Annotated in this window: 14 protein-coding genes; 4 read left to right on the top strand and 10 right to left on the bottom strand. The window is 58.9% G+C overall.

Annotated elements, in window-relative coordinates; genetic code table 11:
* Positions 1-236: 236 nt before the first annotated feature.
* The 4 genes from AC22G6_RS07635 to AC22G6_RS07620 are packed head-to-tail and all read left to right on the top strand — an operon-like array spanning position 237 to position 4,796.
* The gene (locus AC22G6_RS07635; RefSeq protein ID WP_487366289.1) at positions 237-1,997 is read left to right on the top strand and encodes an asparagine synthetase B family protein; all 1,761 of its coding nucleotides are present in this window, start codon (positions 237-239) and stop codon (positions 1,995-1,997) included.
* On the top strand, positions 1,994-2,587 hold the full coding sequence (locus AC22G6_RS07630; protein WP_487366288.1) for an arsenate reductase/protein-tyrosine-phosphatase family protein: 594 nt from the start codon (positions 1,994-1,996) through the stop codon (positions 2,585-2,587). Before AC22G6_RS07635 ends, AC22G6_RS07630 begins: the two co-directional genes overlap by 4 nt.
* Positions 2,584-3,546, top strand: a complete 963-nt coding sequence (locus tag AC22G6_RS07625; protein WP_487366287.1) for a polysaccharide deacetylase family protein — start codon at positions 2,584-2,586, stop codon at positions 3,544-3,546. The genes AC22G6_RS07630 and AC22G6_RS07625 overlap by 4 nt, the downstream gene beginning before the upstream one ends.
* Positions 3,543-4,796 carry a carboxylate--amine ligase gene (locus tag AC22G6_RS07620; protein WP_487366286.1) on the top strand — a complete coding sequence of 418 codons (1,254 nt, stop codon included), beginning with the start codon at positions 3,543-3,545 and terminating at the stop codon, positions 4,794-4,796. Before AC22G6_RS07625 ends, AC22G6_RS07620 begins: the two co-directional genes overlap by 4 nt.
* On the opposite strand, the gene AC22G6_RS07615 is transcribed toward AC22G6_RS07620, so the two are convergent.
* From AC22G6_RS07615 to xrtA, 10 genes are read right to left on the bottom strand one after another with little or no spacing between them, the layout of a single operon-like run.
* Positions 4,776-6,110: a putative O-glycosylation ligase, exosortase A system-associated gene (locus AC22G6_RS07615; protein WP_487366285.1), complete on the bottom strand. Its 1,335-nt coding sequence runs from the start codon at positions 6,108-6,110 to the stop codon at positions 4,776-4,778. The genes AC22G6_RS07620 and AC22G6_RS07615 overlap by 21 nt on opposite strands.
* Positions 6,103-7,263 (bottom strand): glycosyltransferase family 4 protein, encoded by a 1,161-nt coding sequence (locus AC22G6_RS07610; protein WP_487366284.1) that lies wholly within the window; start codon positions 7,261-7,263, stop codon positions 6,103-6,105. The genes AC22G6_RS07615 and AC22G6_RS07610 overlap by 8 nt, the downstream gene beginning before the upstream one ends.
* Entirely contained in the window at positions 7,260-8,279 is a 1,020-nt protein-coding gene (locus AC22G6_RS07605) for a transglutaminase domain-containing protein (RefSeq protein WP_487366283.1), read from the bottom strand. Before AC22G6_RS07605 ends, AC22G6_RS07610 begins: the two co-directional genes overlap by 4 nt.
* A complete protein-coding gene (locus AC22G6_RS07600; protein ID WP_487366282.1) occupies positions 8,276-9,592 on the bottom strand; it encodes a nucleotide sugar dehydrogenase in 1,317 nt (438 codons plus the stop codon). Before AC22G6_RS07600 ends, AC22G6_RS07605 begins: the two co-directional genes overlap by 4 nt.
* Entirely contained in the window at positions 9,589-10,800 is a 1,212-nt protein-coding gene (locus AC22G6_RS07595; RefSeq protein WP_487366281.1) for a TIGR03087 family PEP-CTERM/XrtA system glycosyltransferase, read from the bottom strand. The genes AC22G6_RS07600 and AC22G6_RS07595 overlap by 4 nt, the downstream gene beginning before the upstream one ends.
* Complete coding sequence (gene asnB / locus AC22G6_RS07590; RefSeq protein WP_487366280.1) at positions 10,797-12,725, bottom strand: asparagine synthase (glutamine-hydrolyzing); 1,929 nt, start codon at positions 12,723-12,725, stop codon at positions 10,797-10,799. Before asnB ends, AC22G6_RS07595 begins: the two co-directional genes overlap by 4 nt.
* 3 nt (positions 12,726-12,728) lie before the next feature.
* Entirely contained in the window at positions 12,729-13,946 is a 1,218-nt protein-coding gene (locus tag AC22G6_RS07585; protein WP_487366279.1) for a TIGR04063 family PEP-CTERM/XrtA system glycosyltransferase, read from the bottom strand.
* 3 nt (positions 13,947-13,949) lie between these two features.
* A complete protein-coding gene (locus AC22G6_RS07580) occupies positions 13,950-15,878 on the bottom strand; it encodes an XrtA/PEP-CTERM system amidotransferase (protein WP_487366278.1) in 1,929 nt (642 codons plus the stop codon).
* A 15-nt stretch (positions 15,879-15,893) separates the two neighbouring features.
* Positions 15,894-17,063: a TIGR03088 family PEP-CTERM/XrtA system glycosyltransferase gene (locus AC22G6_RS07575; RefSeq protein ID WP_487366277.1), complete on the bottom strand. Its 1,170-nt coding sequence runs from the start codon at positions 17,061-17,063 to the stop codon at positions 15,894-15,896.
* Positions 17,060-18,613: an exosortase A gene (gene xrtA / locus AC22G6_RS07570; RefSeq protein ID WP_487366276.1), complete on the bottom strand. Its 1,554-nt coding sequence runs from the start codon at positions 18,611-18,613 to the stop codon at positions 17,060-17,062. Before xrtA ends, AC22G6_RS07575 begins: the two co-directional genes overlap by 4 nt.
* Positions 18,614-18,620: the final 7 nt, after the last annotated feature.

The following is an 18,620-nucleotide window of genomic DNA, read 5'->3' as shown; positions in this document are numbered from 1 at the left end:
TCTCGCTTGGCGATTCTAGCGCCCTGTCGCTCCCTGTCATTGTTCTGTCATGGTAGCAGCGGAGATCGCCGCATCGGACGCCTTTCTGACTCTCCTTGCCAAATGTGTCACCGGTTGGTGACAACTTTGATGCGGTATCATGCGGACTGCCTCATCCATCAAGTCAGCAGCATCAATCAGACGAGGAATCAGGTTTGCTTGCCAGAGTAACAGGCGCGGTTTCGCGCAGTGGATCCATGCCTGACGCAGGCATTTCAAGCGTGCGCGACGATGCGCTCTCCTTCAATGGCGGATTTTGCACTCACGATGCCAATGTCTTGATCCACCGTGAAAACAACACGATTTGCCTCGCTTGGGGCAATCCCCGATTCGGGTTGAACGCATGCGACCAGCGTGCTGGACGTGATGGCAGCGCTGCGGCTTGGCTCGACGCGTTCCGGGAACATGGCACATCCGCTGCAAGCACCGTAACGGGGCGATTCGCGGTGGTGATCCTCAACGGTGCCGACAAGACCGTGTGGCTCGCTGTTGATCGTTTCAACACGTATCCATTGTGTCACTCAAGCACCAGCGACCACTTTGCCTTTGCAAGCCGAGCTGACGAGGTCCCCTGTTCAAACAAGGCGGTGAGCCCACAGGCGATTTTCGACTACCTCTACTGCCACATGATTCCGGCTCCGCAGACGGTGTTTGCCAACATTTTCCGTCTGGAGCCGGGGCACCAGTTGCTGTGGGAGAGCGGTCAGGTCCGCATTGAGCGCTACTGGACCCCTTCCTTTGCGCCGGACAACACTCTCGATCTCGAGACAAGCAAACGCCGTTTCCTGGAAATCGTGGAGGCATCCGTAGCAATGGAAGCGGCAGACGGGCACGTCGGCGCCTTTCTTTCTGGCGGAACTGACAGCTCCACGGTTTCAGGAATGCTGTGCAAGGCACTGGGTAGACCTGCACCAACGTATTCGATCGGGTTCGATGCAGCCGGCTACGATGAAATGGAGTATGCACGCATCGCAGCAAAACACTTTGGCACGGACCACCACGAATACTACGTCACCCCTGGAGACCTTCTGAAAGGCATCCCTGAGGTCGCAGTTCACTACGATCAGCCGTTCGGCAACTCGTCCGCGGTACCCGCCTGGTTGTGTGCGACCAACGCCCGGAACGACGGACTCACTCGCATTCTTGCTGGCGATGGAGGCGACGAGTTGTTCGGCGGCAATTCACGCTACGCCAAGCAGCGCATCTTCGGCGTTTACGATTCAGTCCCGGGGTTGCTGCGTTCGTCAATGCTCGAACCGCTGCTTGCATTGCCCGGCATCGATCGCGTCCCGGTCGTCAGGAAGGCAGCAAGCTATGTCAGCCAGGCACGTGTACCCATGCCCGACCGAATGGGCATGTACAACCTGCTGCTGCGACTCGGCCTGGAGCAGGTTCTGACTGCCGACTTTCTGGCCCTCGTCAGCCCGGACGGTCCGCTGGAGCGTCAGCGCAGCGTATGGTCGCAGACTGACGGACAATCCCTGGTCAACAGAATGCTTGCGTTCGACTGGCGTTTCACGCTGGCCGACAACGATCTTCCGAAAGTGATCGGCACGACCGATCTGGCCGGCATCGACGTCGGCTTCCCGCTGCTCTCAGACGAGTTGCTTGAGTTTTCGCTCACCTTGCCCTCGAACTGGAAACTGAAAGGACTGACGCTACGCTGGTTCTTCAAGGAAGCACTCAAAGGCTTTCTCCCCGACGAGATTATTGCAAAGAAAAAGCACGGCTTCGGCTTGCCTTTTGGTGTTTGGACCTCGCAGCACGCCGAGCTTAAATCCATGGCAAGGGATTCGCTTGAATCGCTGAAACGGCGCGGCATCATTCAGGCGAACTTCATTGATGACCTCCTGAACAAGCATCTTCCCGCGCATCCAGGGTATTACGGCGAAATGGTATGGGTCATGCAAATACTTGAACTATGGCTACGGAAACATTCGCCGGAATTCAGCCTGTGAAATCCCCATATCGCCGTCTGATCTCCCTGATAGAAACCAATCACGGCACCCACCGTGGCTTCGTTCGCTATTTGCTGGGGCAGATTGAGGGGATATTTGGGGACCGCCAGCGCTTCCGCACTTTGAATCCGGCAAGGATAGAACGCCTGGTGTTCGTCTGTCTCGGCAATATCAATCGCAGCGCGTTTGCCCACGCAGTCGCAAATCGCCATCCGGTCGAGTGCATTTCGATTGGACTCTCGACGACAACGGGCGCACCAGCGACCGTCAATGCACGAGCCGTGTCCCGCGAGTTCGACATATCGCTCGACTCGCATACCGCGACCAATATTTCAGACTATGAGCGACGTGACGGCGACTTGTTACTGGTAATGGAGCTTCGCCACGCACACAGACTTGTAGATCGCGGAGTGCCTGCAGATCAGATCGCCCTTCTCGGGCACTGGGCGCGACCGATTCGTTATCACATCCACGACCCCGACACGTTGTCTGTCGACTATTTCCGCAGCTGCTTTGCCACAATCCTGCCCGCGGTGACCCTTCTGCTGGCGGAGCTGAAGCAAGGCAACAGTCCGAGTATCCGGCAATGAACGTCTATCTGACATTCGATATCGAAGTCTGGTGCAATGGGTGGGACGCTCTGGATGATCGTTTTCCGTCTGCTTTTGAACGCTATGTCTACGGTCGATCAACCGCCGGTGAATACGCGTTGCCGAAGACGCTCGAGATCATGAACAGGCACGGTCTGCTGGGCGTGTTCTTCGTCGAACCGCTGTTTGCTGCGCGATTCGGAGTTGAGCACCTCGCGAAGATCACGCACATGATCCAGGACGCGGGGCAAGAGGTTCAGCTGCACTTGCATCCTGAATGGACCGACGAGATCTGCCCCCCGGTGTTTCCGGACAAGCCTTACAAACGGCAGCACCTTATTCACTATTCGCGCGAAGAACAGACGGATTTGCTGCATCGGGGCCTGACCTTACTGAGCGAAGCCGGGGTTTCCAATGTAACGGCGTTCCGCTCGGGCAGTTTCGCTGCCAATGCCGACACAATGGCAGCGGCAAGCGCCTGCGGCTTGAGTACCGATGCCAGTCTGAACATGTGCTATGACGTTTCAGGGGCGGACTTGCGCGAGGAAGGGAACTTCTATTTCCCCCGCATGCGCGGCGCCCTGCAGTTGCTGCCGATGACAATTTTCCGTGATGGAACGGGACGGTTACGACATGCACAGGTTGGCGCGTGCAGCGTCCGCGAGTTCGAAGAGGCGCTTGAAGACTCCGCCCGGCGTCAGCACCCCTGCTTCACCATCCTGTCGCACAATTTTGAGATGTTGCGCGCAGGCACGTCCTTGCCCGACCGGATTGTAGCTGCGCGCTTCGAAGCCCTTTGTCGCTTTCTCGGCCAGAACCGGCTGATCTATCCAACCTGCGGCTTACGCTCACCGAGTTCTCTGGCGTGCATTCCGCAAGATACGTCCTTGGCACAGGTAAGTAAGCTCGCAACAATGCGCCGTTTTGCCGGACAGGCGGCGCGACGCCTGATCGCATGAATACAGCCCTCGAAGAAACGGCCCTCGGCGTTAGACCCAATCGTCCACCGTGCTTTGTACTCGGCATCGAAACCCAGATTGGCGTCGGCGTAGTTCGGGAACTTGGACGCGCCGGCGTACGCGTGATCGGGCTGGCCAACCGCAAGCATTCGATTGGTCTGTCATCACGATATCTTGAGCGCGGCATTGTCGCTGGCCCCGCGCGGGACGATTCGCTTGTCAGTCGAATACGGGAGTTGGGAGAGGAGTACGGTGGCGCAGTTCTGCTTGCCATTTCGGAAACCGATCTTGCCTGGCTCATTTCGAACAGGAGTGAGTTCGGGCAAGTGAAGGTCGTCGCGCCGGAAGCCGAAACCTTCCGCCGCGTTCTCGACAAGGCCCGAACACTGGAACTGGCAGAAAAAGCGGGCATACGGACGCCCAGGACACACGCGCCCAAATCCATCGATGAGTGGCGGAGCGCCTGTGCCGCAATTCGCTACCCGGTTGTCGTGAAATGGGCAGATCCAATGCTTGCGATGCCGCAGCTGCGCGCGCACAAGCTTCCGCTTCTGAAGCTTGAGTTCGCGGCAAATGCCTCGGAGTTGCAAGAGATCGGGAACCGCTTCGCGCCGGCAGGAATCTGGCCGCTCATTCAGGAATACTGCCCCGGCCGTGGTCTTGGACAGTTTTTCTTCATGCACAAGGGCGAAGCGGTACGCCGCTTCCAGCACCTGCGCATCGCCGAATGGCCTCCGGAGGGAGGCTTTTCCAGCGTCTGCGATGCAGTACCATTAACGCAGCATCAGGACCTCCAGGAGCGCTCCATCGCGCTGCTCAATGCAATCGGCTGGGAAGGCTGTGCGATGGTCGAGTATCGCCTGGACGATAGGAGCGGCGAGGCGGCCCTGATGGAGGTAAACGGCCGATTCTGGGGTAGCTTCCCACTGGCGGTGCAGGCAGGGGCCGGCTTTGCCACGCTGAGCTACTACCTTCAGGGGCTGGATGAACCGCTACCACCACTTCAACCGTTGCAGAACGGACTGCGCTGCCGCATGGTTGCAACTGAAGTGAAGCGACTCGTCCGCATCTTGCTTCAGCGCAAGCAAATCCGGGATCCGTTCTACGAGGTCCGGCCAGCCCACGAACTATGGCGTTTCGTGAGCGACTTCTTCCGCAGGAACACCTGCTACTATCTTTACGATCGACGGGACCCTGGCCCGTTATTGGCGGACCTGCGAAACTACCTGCTACGCCCGTTCAGGCGTTGAACCAGACCGCAGGCGCAACTGATCCCCGAAAAAGAGCGGAATACCGAAAATTCGCTTCTGCGGCTGGAATGCGGGTTCCTTCTCCCATCCTCGTATCTTCACCCATGCACATGCTGCGGTAGTCAAGGCCATCAGGTTATACGGCAGGTCGAAATAGGAGAGACTCAAGAACGCGCCCCCAACCGCATAGCCAACCAGCGCGACCTGGATCATCGACCCGAGCTGGACACACCATTCGGTTTCCGCCTGCTTCCGGCCATGCTTGCGGAGCCACCCTGCACTCAGCCAGGTCGAAATCCAGAGGCAGAGGAAGATGAACAGTCCAACGAAGCCGTGCTCTCCCAACATGTGAAAATAGATGCTGTGAGCGGACACGATGTGCGTTGGGTTCGGCGCATAAATGCTATAGACGAAGGGATTGTAGATACTGAAGCCGCCCCCGAAGAAGTTGGCTTTTGCAATATTGATAGCCATCATCCACGCATTGATACGCCCCTGTGCCGAGTTGTCCTCATGAGTCTGGATCGTATCCATCCGCGCCCACCACTCTGGTGGCATGAATGAAAGTGCTGCCGCACCGGCCACGACCATGATCAACCCGGTTGCGAACTTGTTCTTCCCGCGCCACCACAGCACCATGAGCATCGCCGAAACGGCCAGCAAGGCGCCGCGCGAATGGGAGCCCAGAATCGAGACCCCGCAAAGCACCATGGCTACGGTCATTGCGTGCTTGTGCCACGCTTTCACCAGCGTTGTTTGCAAAAAGCGCAACAAGGGGACTGTCATGATCAGTGCGACCGCCAGGGCATTGTTCTCTTCGATGTACGACCCTGAAGGACCATAGACTCTCGACCCGCCCCCGGTAAGCAGCGTGAATATGCCACCTTTGATCCCGTAGAACGCAACGGAGAACGCAAGCACCCACGCAAAGATCAGCATCTCACGCTTGGTACGTACCAGCATCAGCGTAACCAGCACCATGAAGTCAATCTTGAAGATCTTCTCAAGCTGTCTGAGGCTCGATGCACTATCGAACGCAAATGCGGTGGTCACACACATCCATGCAATGAGAATCAGCAGCCACGTCACGGGCGTGCCAATAAAGGGGCTGCGCTTCTCCTTGGTCATGAACAGACCCACAAGCGCGCACACGCCAATGTACATCGCGACGGGCGCGTTATACATGTAGCCCCAGGTCAGGCGGTGCGGATTCATGATGCTGATCCAGGTCCACAGCATCGCACCCACAAACGGGTGCCTCAGTGCAACCAGGCCGCCGGGCACCACGATCAGCATCAACACAAGATCACGCATTGCTGCTCTTCCCCACGATGGTCAGGTCCTCACTGTTCGCCACGACGCTCCGATAGACCTCAAACCAGCGCTCTCGTACGGCGGGCCATGCGTAATCCATGGAGGCGCGAAGACCGTTCTCCCGCAAGGCACCAACCAGTCCAGGCTCCGTCAATACCCGGACCGCGGCCTCCCCCATGGCGTCTGCATCACCTACGGGAACAAGCAAGGCCGACAGACCATCTTCGACCATGTCCGGGATCCCCCCGGCGGCCGTTGTGACCACGGGCACGCCACTGGCGAACGATTCGAGAATCGAAATGGGCATGTTATCGACGGTACTCGGATTCAGCATGCAATCCGCTGAAGCATACAGACCCGGGATGTCCGCGTTGTCGATACGCCCCGAGAAATGCACGCTGCCATCCAACCCGAGAGCCAAGGTGAGTGCCTTCAGGCGCTCAAGTTCCGGGCCACTGCCAGCCACCGTCAACCGGGCCTTCGGGAATATCGACCTGACCTTGGAAAATGCGTTGATCGCGGTAGGGATGTCGTAAATCGGCTCAAGGTTGCGGGTGACAATCAGATGCGGCGCATCGCCGAAAGAACGCGACGAGGCATGACGGAAGCGAGACAGATCCACAATATTGGGAACAATTCTGGCCGCAATTCCAAACCGGTCAAACACCCGCTGCAGGAATGCCGACGGCGTAACGCACGCATCTGCCTGTCGAAGCGTTCCGCGGACAAACGCAGGCGCGCGAGAAAAGAACGCGTCTGCGTTCCCTCCCCGGTAATTGACGATCACCTTCGTTCCACGGATGCGGCAGATCCAGACGGCGGGCGCGGCAAAAAGGTGCCATGCCCACCCGGAGTTTGCGAGGATATGCATGACCTCAACTCGTCCAGCCGCCCGCCACAGGCGTGAGACGTAGGGTATCAGCCTGCACCCGGCGCGCAACAGAGGGACCTTGCCAACCCATTGTGGACGGTAGGGCGCATTGTTACGAACCAGTTCGACATCGACGCCCTCGAGGCGCAGCAACCGGACAAGCTGTTCGCACTGGTTTGCCATGCCGCCAGAGGGAGGAGGCAGCGGGCCCACAATGCACAGCGCAGGAACTTTGGCTGAATGCGCTGTGCTCGGTGTTACATCCGGGTTCGACGAGTTCACGACTGCATATCCGCTTCCCTGCGACGCAGGATCAACCAGCATATCAACAACGCCGCACTGGTCGAGCCGAGCGCCATCACTGCAATCAAGCGCACCCTGAGCCAGCTGATTGCCTCGCGTTGAGGCAGGTTTTCACTTGTAGCGAGAATGTGAATGCGGGGGTAGACACCCACGGCCACGCCGCCAAGCTGCTCAAGAGCGCGATGTGTGTTACCAAGCGCGCTTACCACGGGATCCTGATCGTATTCGAAAACATTGTTGCCCCACCACATGTACCACTCAGGCAAACCCCGTCGGTAGTACTCCAGCGCCTTGTCCTCCCGCACAAACCCTGGGCTCGAAGCGGAGTCAACCGGCAGGAGTTGCAAATCAGAGGCGTCTGCCTCCAGACGACGTCTAAACTCGATCGCCGACAGAGGCCGGCCCGTCCCATCGATCACGAAGAAGTTATTGAACACATCAATCATGATCCATCGCGCCGCTTTGCGATCCCAAATCTCGTTGAAGATGTGCCCGTGCCCCCCAAAACCATCGAAAGAAAAGGCCCAGGGGCGGGAAAACAGCCCGGCCGCATTGGCAAGCCCGGTAAAGCTGTCCGCGAAATCACCGCAATACCCTTCACCGCGCTCCGTAATGCGCCGATAGGTTTGCTCGAGGTTCGACTGGATTGGTCGTCCAGTGCGCTTCCCATCGAAGAGCAGGTGTCGCCCAATCTTCAGCGCTGTCGCCCAGTCGTCGCCTTCTACTTTCAGGTCACCCGCCGCCACGGCATTTGCATAGAGCGGCGACGGCGCGCCGCGCTCAAGCGCAAAACCTTCCGGAACGGTTTTTGGGGTCCAATCGTACGCAGCCGCCTCATCCTGAAGCAACAATGCGTTCCGCATGCGCACCATTTCGGCCGAGTCTCTTAAATAGGGAGCGAGCGATCCGGCAACCACCAGCGTGATCAGCGCACTCACCCAGAAGAGTCTCAGGCATGTGCGTGCTGCCCGCGTCTGCCCGATGCCGGACTTCACCAGCAGAGCCCCTCCACCTGTGCCCGCAGCCCCTTCATCTCTGGGAGCTTGACGAGGTCGATGATGCGTTGCTCAGCACGCGAATGCGTGGCGATTGCATCGAAGATCGCGGGATTCGAGACGCCCACGATCAGCATTTCGGATTCTGCGATGATTGCATCGAGATCCGGCTTGAGCAGGTCGCCGATATGCGGGAGCTGGGTTTCGATAAAACGGCGATTGGCGCCGAGGAGACGGGAAAGCTGAACGTCGGGATCGTAGATGGACAGCTGCACACCCTTGCCGATGAGTTGCTCTGCGAGCGTAACCAGAGGGCTTTCGCGCAGATCGTCGGTGCCGGTCTTGAACGACAAGCCGAGCATGCCGACCTTGCGGCAACCAGACTCAAGCACTTTGGCGATGGCACGGTCGATGTGCTGGCGGTTGGACTGCAGGATGCCGTTAAGCATGGGCAGTTCGACGTCGTGCGTCTTGGCCAGATAACTGGTTGCACGCAGATCCTTGGGCAGGCAGGAACCGCCAAAGGCGAACCCCGGCTTGAGGTAGGCCGGCGAAATGTTGAGCTGGGTGTCCTGACAGACCAGATCCATGACCTCGAACGCATCGACGCCGAGGGCCTCGCACAGACGCGCGGTTTCGTTCGCGAACGTGATCTTGAGGGCGTGGAAGTTGTTACAGCAGTACTTCATCATCTCGGCTGCGCGAACCGAGGTTTGCAGGAACTTGCACGGCAGATGGCCGAAAAGTTCGCGCAGGCGGTCGGCCGGATAAGGATGATTTGCGCCCACAACGGTAAATGGCGGCTTGTCGTAGTCGCGAATCGACGAGCCTTCGCGCAGGAACTCGGGCTGGAAGCACAGGTGGAAGCCCTCGCCATCGCGCTTGCCGGACTCGGCCTCGATGATGGGCTTGAGCACGTCTTCAACTGTGCCGGGCACCAGGGTGGAGCGAAACACCAGGACATGCGGAGCGGTCTTGTCGGCAATCGCAAGGCCAAGATCCTTTGCCAGACGAAGTACCGCGCCCTGATCCTGGCTCCCATTGGTGGCAGAAGGCGTACCGACACAAATCAACGAAATGTCGCTGTCGAGCACGGCCTGACGAACATCGGTCGTCACACTGACTCGGCCACTTGCGGCAACGCTGAGCATGAGATCGACCATGCCCTCTTCAACAACCGGAGTGGTGCCCGCCTTGATGAGCGCCAGCTTGGCGGCATCGATATCAACGCCAATGACCTGATGCCCATCACGCGCGAGACAGGCGAGCGACACTGCACCAACATAGCCCAAACCGAAAATACTGATCTTCATTGACTGGTTTCCTTGTTGCCGCGAAATTCGGTCAGGCAGCGCTCGATGATGCCGTCAAGGCGCTCCATCGACCGCGGCCATGCGTGGTGCGAAAGCATGCGCTCACGCCCCGCCCGGGACAGCCGCTCGCGCTCGGCAGGCTGTTCAACCAGGCGAAGAATGGCTTCAGCGTACTGCATCGGCGTGTCAGCGACGAGGAAATGCTCCTCACCCTGGGCATCAACTCCGCCAGCTGCAATGCTGCTCGAAACCACCGGCACGCCCATCGCCATTGCTTCGAGAATCTTGTTCTGGGTGCCGCGCGCGATATTGAGCGGCGCGACCATCGCTGCGGAGCGCAGGATGTAGGGACGCACGTCAGGCACGGATCCGGTCACGGTGACACCGGGCAACTCACCCAGCTTGATGACTGCGGGGATGGGGTCCGCCCCCACGATCAGCAGCTTCATTTCGGGCCGTTTGGCACGAAGCAGCGGCCAGATCTGTTCGCAGAAGCGGAACATGGCCTCCTGATTCGGGTAGTAGTCCATGCGCCCGATGAAGCTGATGGTGTCCGGGTCATAGCCCTCACCATCGGGCTTGAAGAAGTCGGCATCCACACCGTTGGGGAACCAGTCGGTCGAAACGCCAGTGGAGTAGGACTCGAGCGTTTCCCACTCGGCGCGCGTGGTGGCGGTGCAGAGATTGAAGAGACGGGCCAGGCGCTTTTCCTCGCGCTCCATCTTGCTGCCTTCGAGCCAGTAGCCGGCCTTGAGCGGAAACGGCTTGTAATTGACGTACTCAAGCCATTTCTGCGAATCCATGTCGCCAAAATCAAGAATCTTGGGAATGTCGTGCACGTGACTGACGTACTGCGCCACGGATGAACAATGCACGAAAATCAGGTCGAATTTCTCGGAGGCGAGCAGGGCATTGACCTTGGCCGCAAGGTCGGGCGAATAGAAATAGCCCATCGACGAGGGCTCCATCGTCGGCAATCGCGCCACCATGCGCAGCATCTGGATCGGGTTCGACACCACCCCCATTTCGAATCGCTCGCAGTGCGGTGCGATCCCCCTGCCCTCTTCCGCTTCAGCCTCGGAACGCGCCAGCGAGCACACCGTTACCTGATGATTCTGCGACAGATGCCGGATCATGTTGAAGGGGCGGATCTTTCCACCGCGCTTGGGCGGAAACGGAAAGCGGTGACAGACGTAGAGAATTTTCATGCGAGGTGGCTTTTGAGCTCTGCCGTGACGTCATCAACCGAATGACCATCAAGGTAGAGACGACTCCAGATTTCCAGGTTCATCAGGGCAAGCAGCGCGTCGGTGCCGTCGATACGCGCGGACTCATGATCGGCCATGAGGCGGGACACCACCGCAGGATCGAACAAGTCACGGTCTCTCACGACATCGGTCGCGAGCAGCCTGCGCAGCACTGGGGCAAGCTCACGCTTGAGCCAGGCGCCCATCGGCGTGCCGAAGCCCCGCTTCTTGCGATCGAGAATGTCCGGCGGCAGCACATCGGAGAGCGCATCCTTCATCAGGTGCTTGAGACGGCCGTTCTTTACCTTCAGGGACTCGGGGATGGCTGCAGCCAACTCAACCAGCTCGCGATCGAGCAGCGGCACTCGGCATTCGAGCGATACAGCCATGCTCATCTTGTCTGTAAGCATCAACAGATCGTCAGGCAACTGGGTTTCGGCGTCGACTGCAAACATCCGGTTGAGTGCATCCTCGTCACCTGCAGCAGCGAACGCAGCAGCGAGTGCATCGCTGGACCCGTTGCGACCGCCGGTCAGCGCCGACACAGTCTCGTGGTCGAGCACCTGCAGGTAGTGACGGTAGCGCTCATCCGGCGAAAGCTCGGCCGAAGCGAGAAAGCCCCGGGCCAGACGCAAGGTATTCAGCACTTTCGAATGACGGTCACTGGGCATGAGCTCGGCTGCACGCGACATCAGCCTTCGCGACCAGCGCGGCAAGCGTTCCAGTTTGCGCACATAGTGACCACCAAGATAGCGCCGGTAGCCGCCGAACAGTTCGTCGCCGCCAACCCCCGAAAGAATCACCTTGACGTCCTGACGGGCAAACTCAGACACCAGAAAGGTGGTGATGAACGCGGAATCGGAGACCGGCTCATCCATGTGCCACAGCAGCTTTGGCAGCAAACCGACCACATCCGGCTTTACGACGATCTCGCGGTGTTCGGTACCGAAGAGCCTTGCCACCTGACGGGCATAGGGCAGCTCGTTGTAGAGCTGCTCAGCCTCACCGCCCTCGAAGCCAATCGCATAAGTGCGGATCGGGTGCGAGGAATGCTTGGCCATATAGGCAACCACCGCGCTGGAATCGACGCCGCCCGACAGAAACGCGCCGATTGGCACATCGCTGACCATCTGCCGGTGTACCGCTGACTCCATTCCGCTTCGGATGCGATCCACCCACTCGGCCTCGGAGACGCTGCGATCGATCGTCGCGGGCAGGCGCCAGTAACGCCACTCACGCACCTCACCGTTCTCCACGGCCAGCAAGGTGGCCGGCGGCAGCTTGCGGATGCCGCTGAACATCGAGTGCGGCGCAGGCACGTAACCCAGGTGCAGGTAATCGCCGAGCACATCGCGATTGAGTTCGGTACGCATGCCCGGCAACTGCAAAAGGGCTTTGGCCTCGGTGGCAAAACCCAGCACGGTCGCAGACTGATGAACGTAAAGCGGCTTAACGCCAAGATGGTCGCGCCCGATCAGCAAGCGCTTGCGACGGGCATCCCACAGCGCGAAGTTGAACATGCCATCGAGCCGATGAACGAAGTCGTCCCCCATCTCGTCATAGAGATGCAGCAACACTTCGCTATCCGACCCGGTCTTGAACCGATAGCCGCGGTCCTGCAGTTCGGCACGGAGCTCGCGGAAATTGTAGATCTCGCCATTGCACACGACCCATAGCGTGTCATCCGCATTGGAGATCGGTTGGTGCCCGCCAGCAAGATCGATGATGGACAGGCGTCGCATGGCAATGCCACAGCGCCCATTTCGGTCGATATGCTGTCCCTCGTCATCGGGGCCACGATGGCGGGTCACGTCCCCCATGGCCGTGAGCTGGGCAGGATCGACGCGCTCACCGTCAAAACGATAGAAACCGTGAATGCCGCACATGGCCTATTTCACCTCGGCAAGTACAGACTCGCGGCCACGCGTTGCCAACGCCTTGCGGTAAACCTCGCGATACCGCGCCACACTGTTGGCCCAGGTCCGCTCGCGTTCGACAAAGGCGCGCGCCTGCGCACGAACAGCGGGCCACACATCCCGATGATCGAGCAAGTGCGCAATCGACTCCGCCAACGCCTCGACGCTGCCGGCCTTGAACAGAAAGCCGGTTTCACCGTGCTTCACCAGCTCACGATGACCACCGACGTCTGAGGCGACGAACATCCGCCCCTGCGCCATCGCCTCCAGCGGCTTGAGCGGCGTTACCAGCTCCGTGAGCCGAATCGGCAGGCGTGGATACGCGAGAACGTCGATGAGCTCGTAGTATTTCTGCACGCGGTTATGCGGCACCCGTCCGGTGAAGATGACGCGATCGGCCACGCCTTCACGCGCTGCCTGCTCGCGCAGGGCCTGCTCCTGTACACCACCACCGACCAGCAACAAGCGGATGTCCGGATATCGCTCAACCAGGCTGGCAAGCGCGGAAACCAGCAGATCAAGCCCTTCGTAGCCGTAAAACGAGCCCGCAAAACCGAGTACGGTTTTCCCTTCAAGCCCGAGTTCGGCGCGCAGAGATGGATCTGCTTCAGCGCCAAACTGGAAGGCGTCGGCATCGACGGCATTGGGGATGACAGTGATAGCTTCCGGCGCCAGCCCTCGGGCCATGATGTCGCCACGCAAGCCCTCGCAGATGGTGGTGACATGGCTGGCGCGGCGCAGCGCGAAACTCTCCAGCGCCCGCGAGACGCGATAGCGCAGGCTACCCTCGGTCGTTGTCCCATGGTCCACCGCTGCGTCTTCCCACGAAGCGCGCATCTCGTACACAACTGGCACTTGGCGCTGCCGCCCGACCCAAAGGCTGGGCAGGGCATTGAGCACCGGAGAATGGGCGTGAATGAGGTCCGGGCGAAGCGTGCCCACGAGTTCATCGATACGCGCTGCGGTAAGTCGCATCTGGGCCACGAGTCCGGCGCCTTCGGGCGCCGCTGTTCTGTAAAACCGCAGCCCGTCTGCCTCTTCCTCAGCAGCTGTGGTTTGCCCCTGCTTCGGCGTCGTGAGATGAAACGTCTCCCAGCCAAGCGCATGCTGTTCGCGCAGAATGGCGGCCGTGCGAAACGTATAGCCGCTGTGTAAAGGCAGGGAATGATCGAGGATATGGAGAATTCGCATCAATCAGGCTGTCTCCACGGCCACGGACGACGGCGCCGCAGACTTGCGCGAATTTCGCAGAAACGCTTCGAACATCAACAGCGCCCACAAAGGCGCGCTGTAGTCACGTACGCCTGACTGATGTGCGTCAACCAGCTGCTGCAGATAGTCCTTATTGAAGATTCCCGTCGATGCGAGCGTCTCGCCAAGAACAGCCTCACGTACGCGCTGCTTGAGAGGACCACGAAACCAGCGTGCAAGCGGAACAGCAAATCCCATTTTAGGGCGATACAGCACGTCATCGGGGAGCAAGGGCTCCATCGCCTTCTTGAAAACGTACTTCCCCTCTTTTCCCTTGATCTTGAGCCCGGATGGCAGCGACCCCAGCCACTCGACAAGCTTATGGTCCATCAAGGGTTCGCGCACCTCCAGAGAATGCGCCATGCTGGCGCGGTCGACCTTGGTATTGATGTCCCCGACGAGATAGGTCTTGGTGTCAATGTACTGTATGAGCGCAAGCGGATCGTCCGTTTGCGCGGCATCGGCGTGGCGACGGAAGACGTTAATGGCGTTGTAGCCGCCAAGCTGGCGGCGGAAATCGGCAGAGAAAAGGCTGCTACGCATGTCTCCACGCAGGATGGAGACCGAATGAAAGTACGCTTGAACCGAATCTCGCGCTAAGGACTGAAACGTTGTTTTTGCTCGAAAGACCCGTGGAGCCCAGTCTGCCTTGGGATACATTCGCCCAAGCAAACCGAATAGCGGCTTTCTGACACCATGCGGCATCGCTCCCCGCATTTTCTCTTCCATGATGTGCATGCGATAGCGACGGTAGCCACCCATGCTCTCATCACCGCCATCGCCGGAAAGCGCCACAGTGACGTGCTTGCGCGCAAGCTGACATACCCGATAGGTTGGAATTGCGGAACTGTCTGCATAGGGCTCGTCATACAGCGCGGCCAGGGTGTCAATCAGATCGAAGTCGTCCGACTTCACTGTTTCGACGTGATGATTGGTCTGATATCGGTCCGCAACCATTTTCGCGAAGGCGGACTCGTTGAAAGCCGGGTCGTCGAAGGCAATGGAACAGGTATTGACGGGCTCACTCGACAAACCAGCCATGGTCGCGACAACCGCACTGGAGTCGACACCACCCGACAGGAAGGCACCCAGAGGCACCTCCGAGATCATGCGCAGGCGCACGGACTCGCGCAAGCGCTCGGCGAGTTCCGCGCTCGCATCCTCAAGAGACAAAGGATTGTCGAGCGAGAAATGCACATCCCAGTACGTCCTGGGAGCAGGAACCGGCTGACCGCGTCTAATGCACAGGCTTTCGGCAGGTTGCAACTTGCGTGCGCCCTTGAAGATGGTCCGTGGTTCGGCCACATAGCCCAAGGCAAAATACTCCTCGACGGCAAGCGGGTCGATAGTTCGATCAAGGCCCGGGTGCTGCATCAGCACCTTCAACTCCGACCCGAACACCAGCGTGCCATCGTCAAGGATCGCATAGTGCAGAGGCTTTACGCCAAGGCGATCACGTGCCATGAAAAAACACTGCTGATTGCGGTCCCACAGACCGAAGGCAAACATGCCGCGAAAACGCTGCACGCAGTCCTCTCCCCACGCCTCCCAGGCATGAACGATGACTTCAGTGTCGCTTCGGGTGTGGAACACATGCCCTAACGCTTCCAGTTCGGGCACAAGCTCCTGGAAGTTATAGATCTCGCCGTTGAATACGACCGCGACCGATCCATCTTCATTGAACAAGGGCTGTTGCCCGGAAGCAAGATCGATGATCGACAGACGACGATGACCGAGCGCTACGCCCGGCTCAAGGTAGACGTCCCCCTCGTCCGGACCACGGTGAAACTGTATGTCGTTCAGCCGCAGCATGAGGTCGCGATCAAAATCGCGCTTACCGTTGATGTCGAACAGACCGGCAATACCGCACATCGTTATGATCCTGTGTCAGGCGGCCGCGCGCCGAGCGCCTGCCGCATCAAGCTGTGACCGATAGAGCGACGCGTATCGCTCTACCATGCCATCCAGACTGAACTCGGCCTCGACCCGCCGCCGCCCTGCAAGACCGTGGGTATGCCTGAGACCAGCGTCGGTAGCATACCTCGCGATCACGTCGGACATCCGCTCGGGGTTCATCGGTGGGACCAGAGCCCCCGTTTCACCCGGCAACACCAGTTCCGCGTTGCCGCCAACGTCGGTTGCAATCACAGGCAGGCCGGTGGCCATGGCTTCAAGTATCGTGTTGGAGATTCCTTCCGCACGCGAAGGTAGCACAAACAAATCAAGACCCCGCATGACATTCGGCACATCACGCCGAGTTCCGGCCAACCAGACCCGCGCCCCTAACCCTGCCCGTACGATCTCGGCCTCGACATCCGGACGCAGCGGCCCATCGCCCGCAATACTCAGACGCAAGTTCGCACCAGCATTGCCAAGCACTGACAGACTCAGTGCGAAGGCGCGCACGAGGGTAATTTGATCCTTCACCGCCTGCAGTCGGCCTACCGTACCAACAACGATGAGATCAGAAGCATTGAAAGGAGAGCCCTCAAGCAGGCCACGATGGCTCGGCGCGGCATGAAATCGTGCTGAATCCACGCCATTGCATATCCTTGTCAATTGGCCCTCGGGAACGTTCACCCCATGGACCAGGTAGTCGGCAAGATGGCCTGAGAGGGCAACGTAATGGCTGACGAAAGGCCGGTACAGCCGCCTCAAGAAGCGATATTTCGCACGCGTACCACCTGGGTCGGAAACGTCCCAACCATGCTCCCCGTGTATGCGAACCGGCACCCCGGCCGCACGTGCAGGCACAGCAGCTTCGAGTGCTGCAAGGTTTCTGGTATGCACGACTGCTGGCTTGTAGTCGGAAAACAGCCGATAGAGTCTGGGATACAGCTTGAACCCATGACCAGGCCCCTTCTCAAGCGAGACGAACTCGACGTCGTCGCGCACGATACGCTCCGAAAACTCCGGGACGCAATGCGTAAGTGCCACCACCATATGGCGAAAGCGCGAAGCATCCATGCGGTTGATCAGATTGACGATTCCGTTCTCAAGTCCACCGACGTCAAACCGATAAACGACATGCATGACGAGTGGGCGGTTGAGGCTCATCGCCTTTCCTCGACATCTCTCAGCATGGCTTCAACCGCAGCCATATAGTCGCTGACGAAGGCTTCGGCGGTCACCTTGCCCGTAGCCGTTCGCTCATCCGTCGGCACGACAAGAACGAGTACTGCGGAGTCGTCCTTTAATCCGGCGATGCGGTTCAGCGCGAGCAGCCCTTTTGCAACGAAGTCATTGGTCACCACTCGTCCGTTGATGAAGTACCAACTCCACAAGTTGAGCCGTCGCTCACCCCGACGCAAGGTTGCCCTCGCGACGGTTCCAATCGACAAACGGTCTTCACCGCTGCTTGTGCGTATCCATCCGGACCCCTGGCGACCTTCGAGACTGTTACCGTGCATGACCAACTCCGCACCCTTGTGCTGCTCGGCGTAGTAAGCGATGTAGAGCCCCAAGGCTTCGCCATTCACATTCTGGTAACGCTGAAAGACTTCGCCACGGTGCCCATTGAACGAGGGCCGGTAAGGAAATTCATCGTCTTCAAGAACAGTCCAGCCAGGTTTCGCCTGCGGTGCTGTCAGCGCGACAGAAAAACTGTCTACAGGCAACTGTAGTTGGGAGAGGGCCATCGGGAAAGCCGGTATCGTCAGCGCAATCGCGGTCAACGCAACCCAGCCTCGCTTCCCGGCAGCCCCAGCACCGCTGCTGTGCGCTGCCTCGGGTACTTGAGCCGGAACTTCATGCCATCGACTCCCTATCCAGAACATGAGACCGATGACGATCCCGAAGAAAACCCAGCCGTAGACAATATGAATGAAACCTTCGACGAACTCCGGGCCAAAATGATAGCCCACCATCACGGTGATGTAGGCACGCACCCAGTTCGCAACGATTGGCACCAGCAGCGCAACGAGCATGAACAACATGCGGCGCTTGAGACTCACATAGTTGAGATACGCATAGAGCGAGCCAACCATTAGGGATGCAACCAGATATCGAAGTCCGCTGCAGGCTTCCACAACCGACCAGCGACCATTCGGCACGACAAAGAAAAGGTTTTCCTGGTAGACGGGAATGCCGGTCATTCGCAGCGCCTGAACAGTGAAGTCCGCAGTGTGGCGCATCAGAATCGGCAGGAGGAACTCCCCTATCGGCACCCCGAAAAAGAGAAAAAGCAAAGGAAAAGCAAGAATCCTCCCAATGCGCAATCCAAGTACGCCGACAAAACTCGACGCCAGGATCAGCGCGAGGGAAAAATGCGATGGCGCCGAAGCACTGCCCAACTCTGAAAGAAGCCAAGCCAGGCCCGCACCCACAATCAAAAGAAGCACTAAGGCCGATGGTTCATGGCGTTCCAGGCTCAATCGCTCGCGCTTGCTCCACACCAGCCACGCAAAAATCGGAAGGACCACCAAGCCGTGCGCAAACGTATCGGACCGCCACCAGATGCCTGCCATCTCGGCAGCCGTATCCCAGTACCAGCCAGTCACCCAGACAAAGACGCCAAGCAGAAGAATGACAATCTTCAAAAAATTCCTTTCCGGCCCGTCTAGCACATTGACCTCTGCCAACGTACCTGGCATCACATCTCTTTGCATTGGCATC

This window comes from Parazoarcus sp. PS-13 R2A (genome assembly GCF_057621855.1).
The sequence above is the reverse complement of the archived record's forward strand: the minus strand, read 5'-3'. Positions and strand labels throughout refer to the sequence as shown.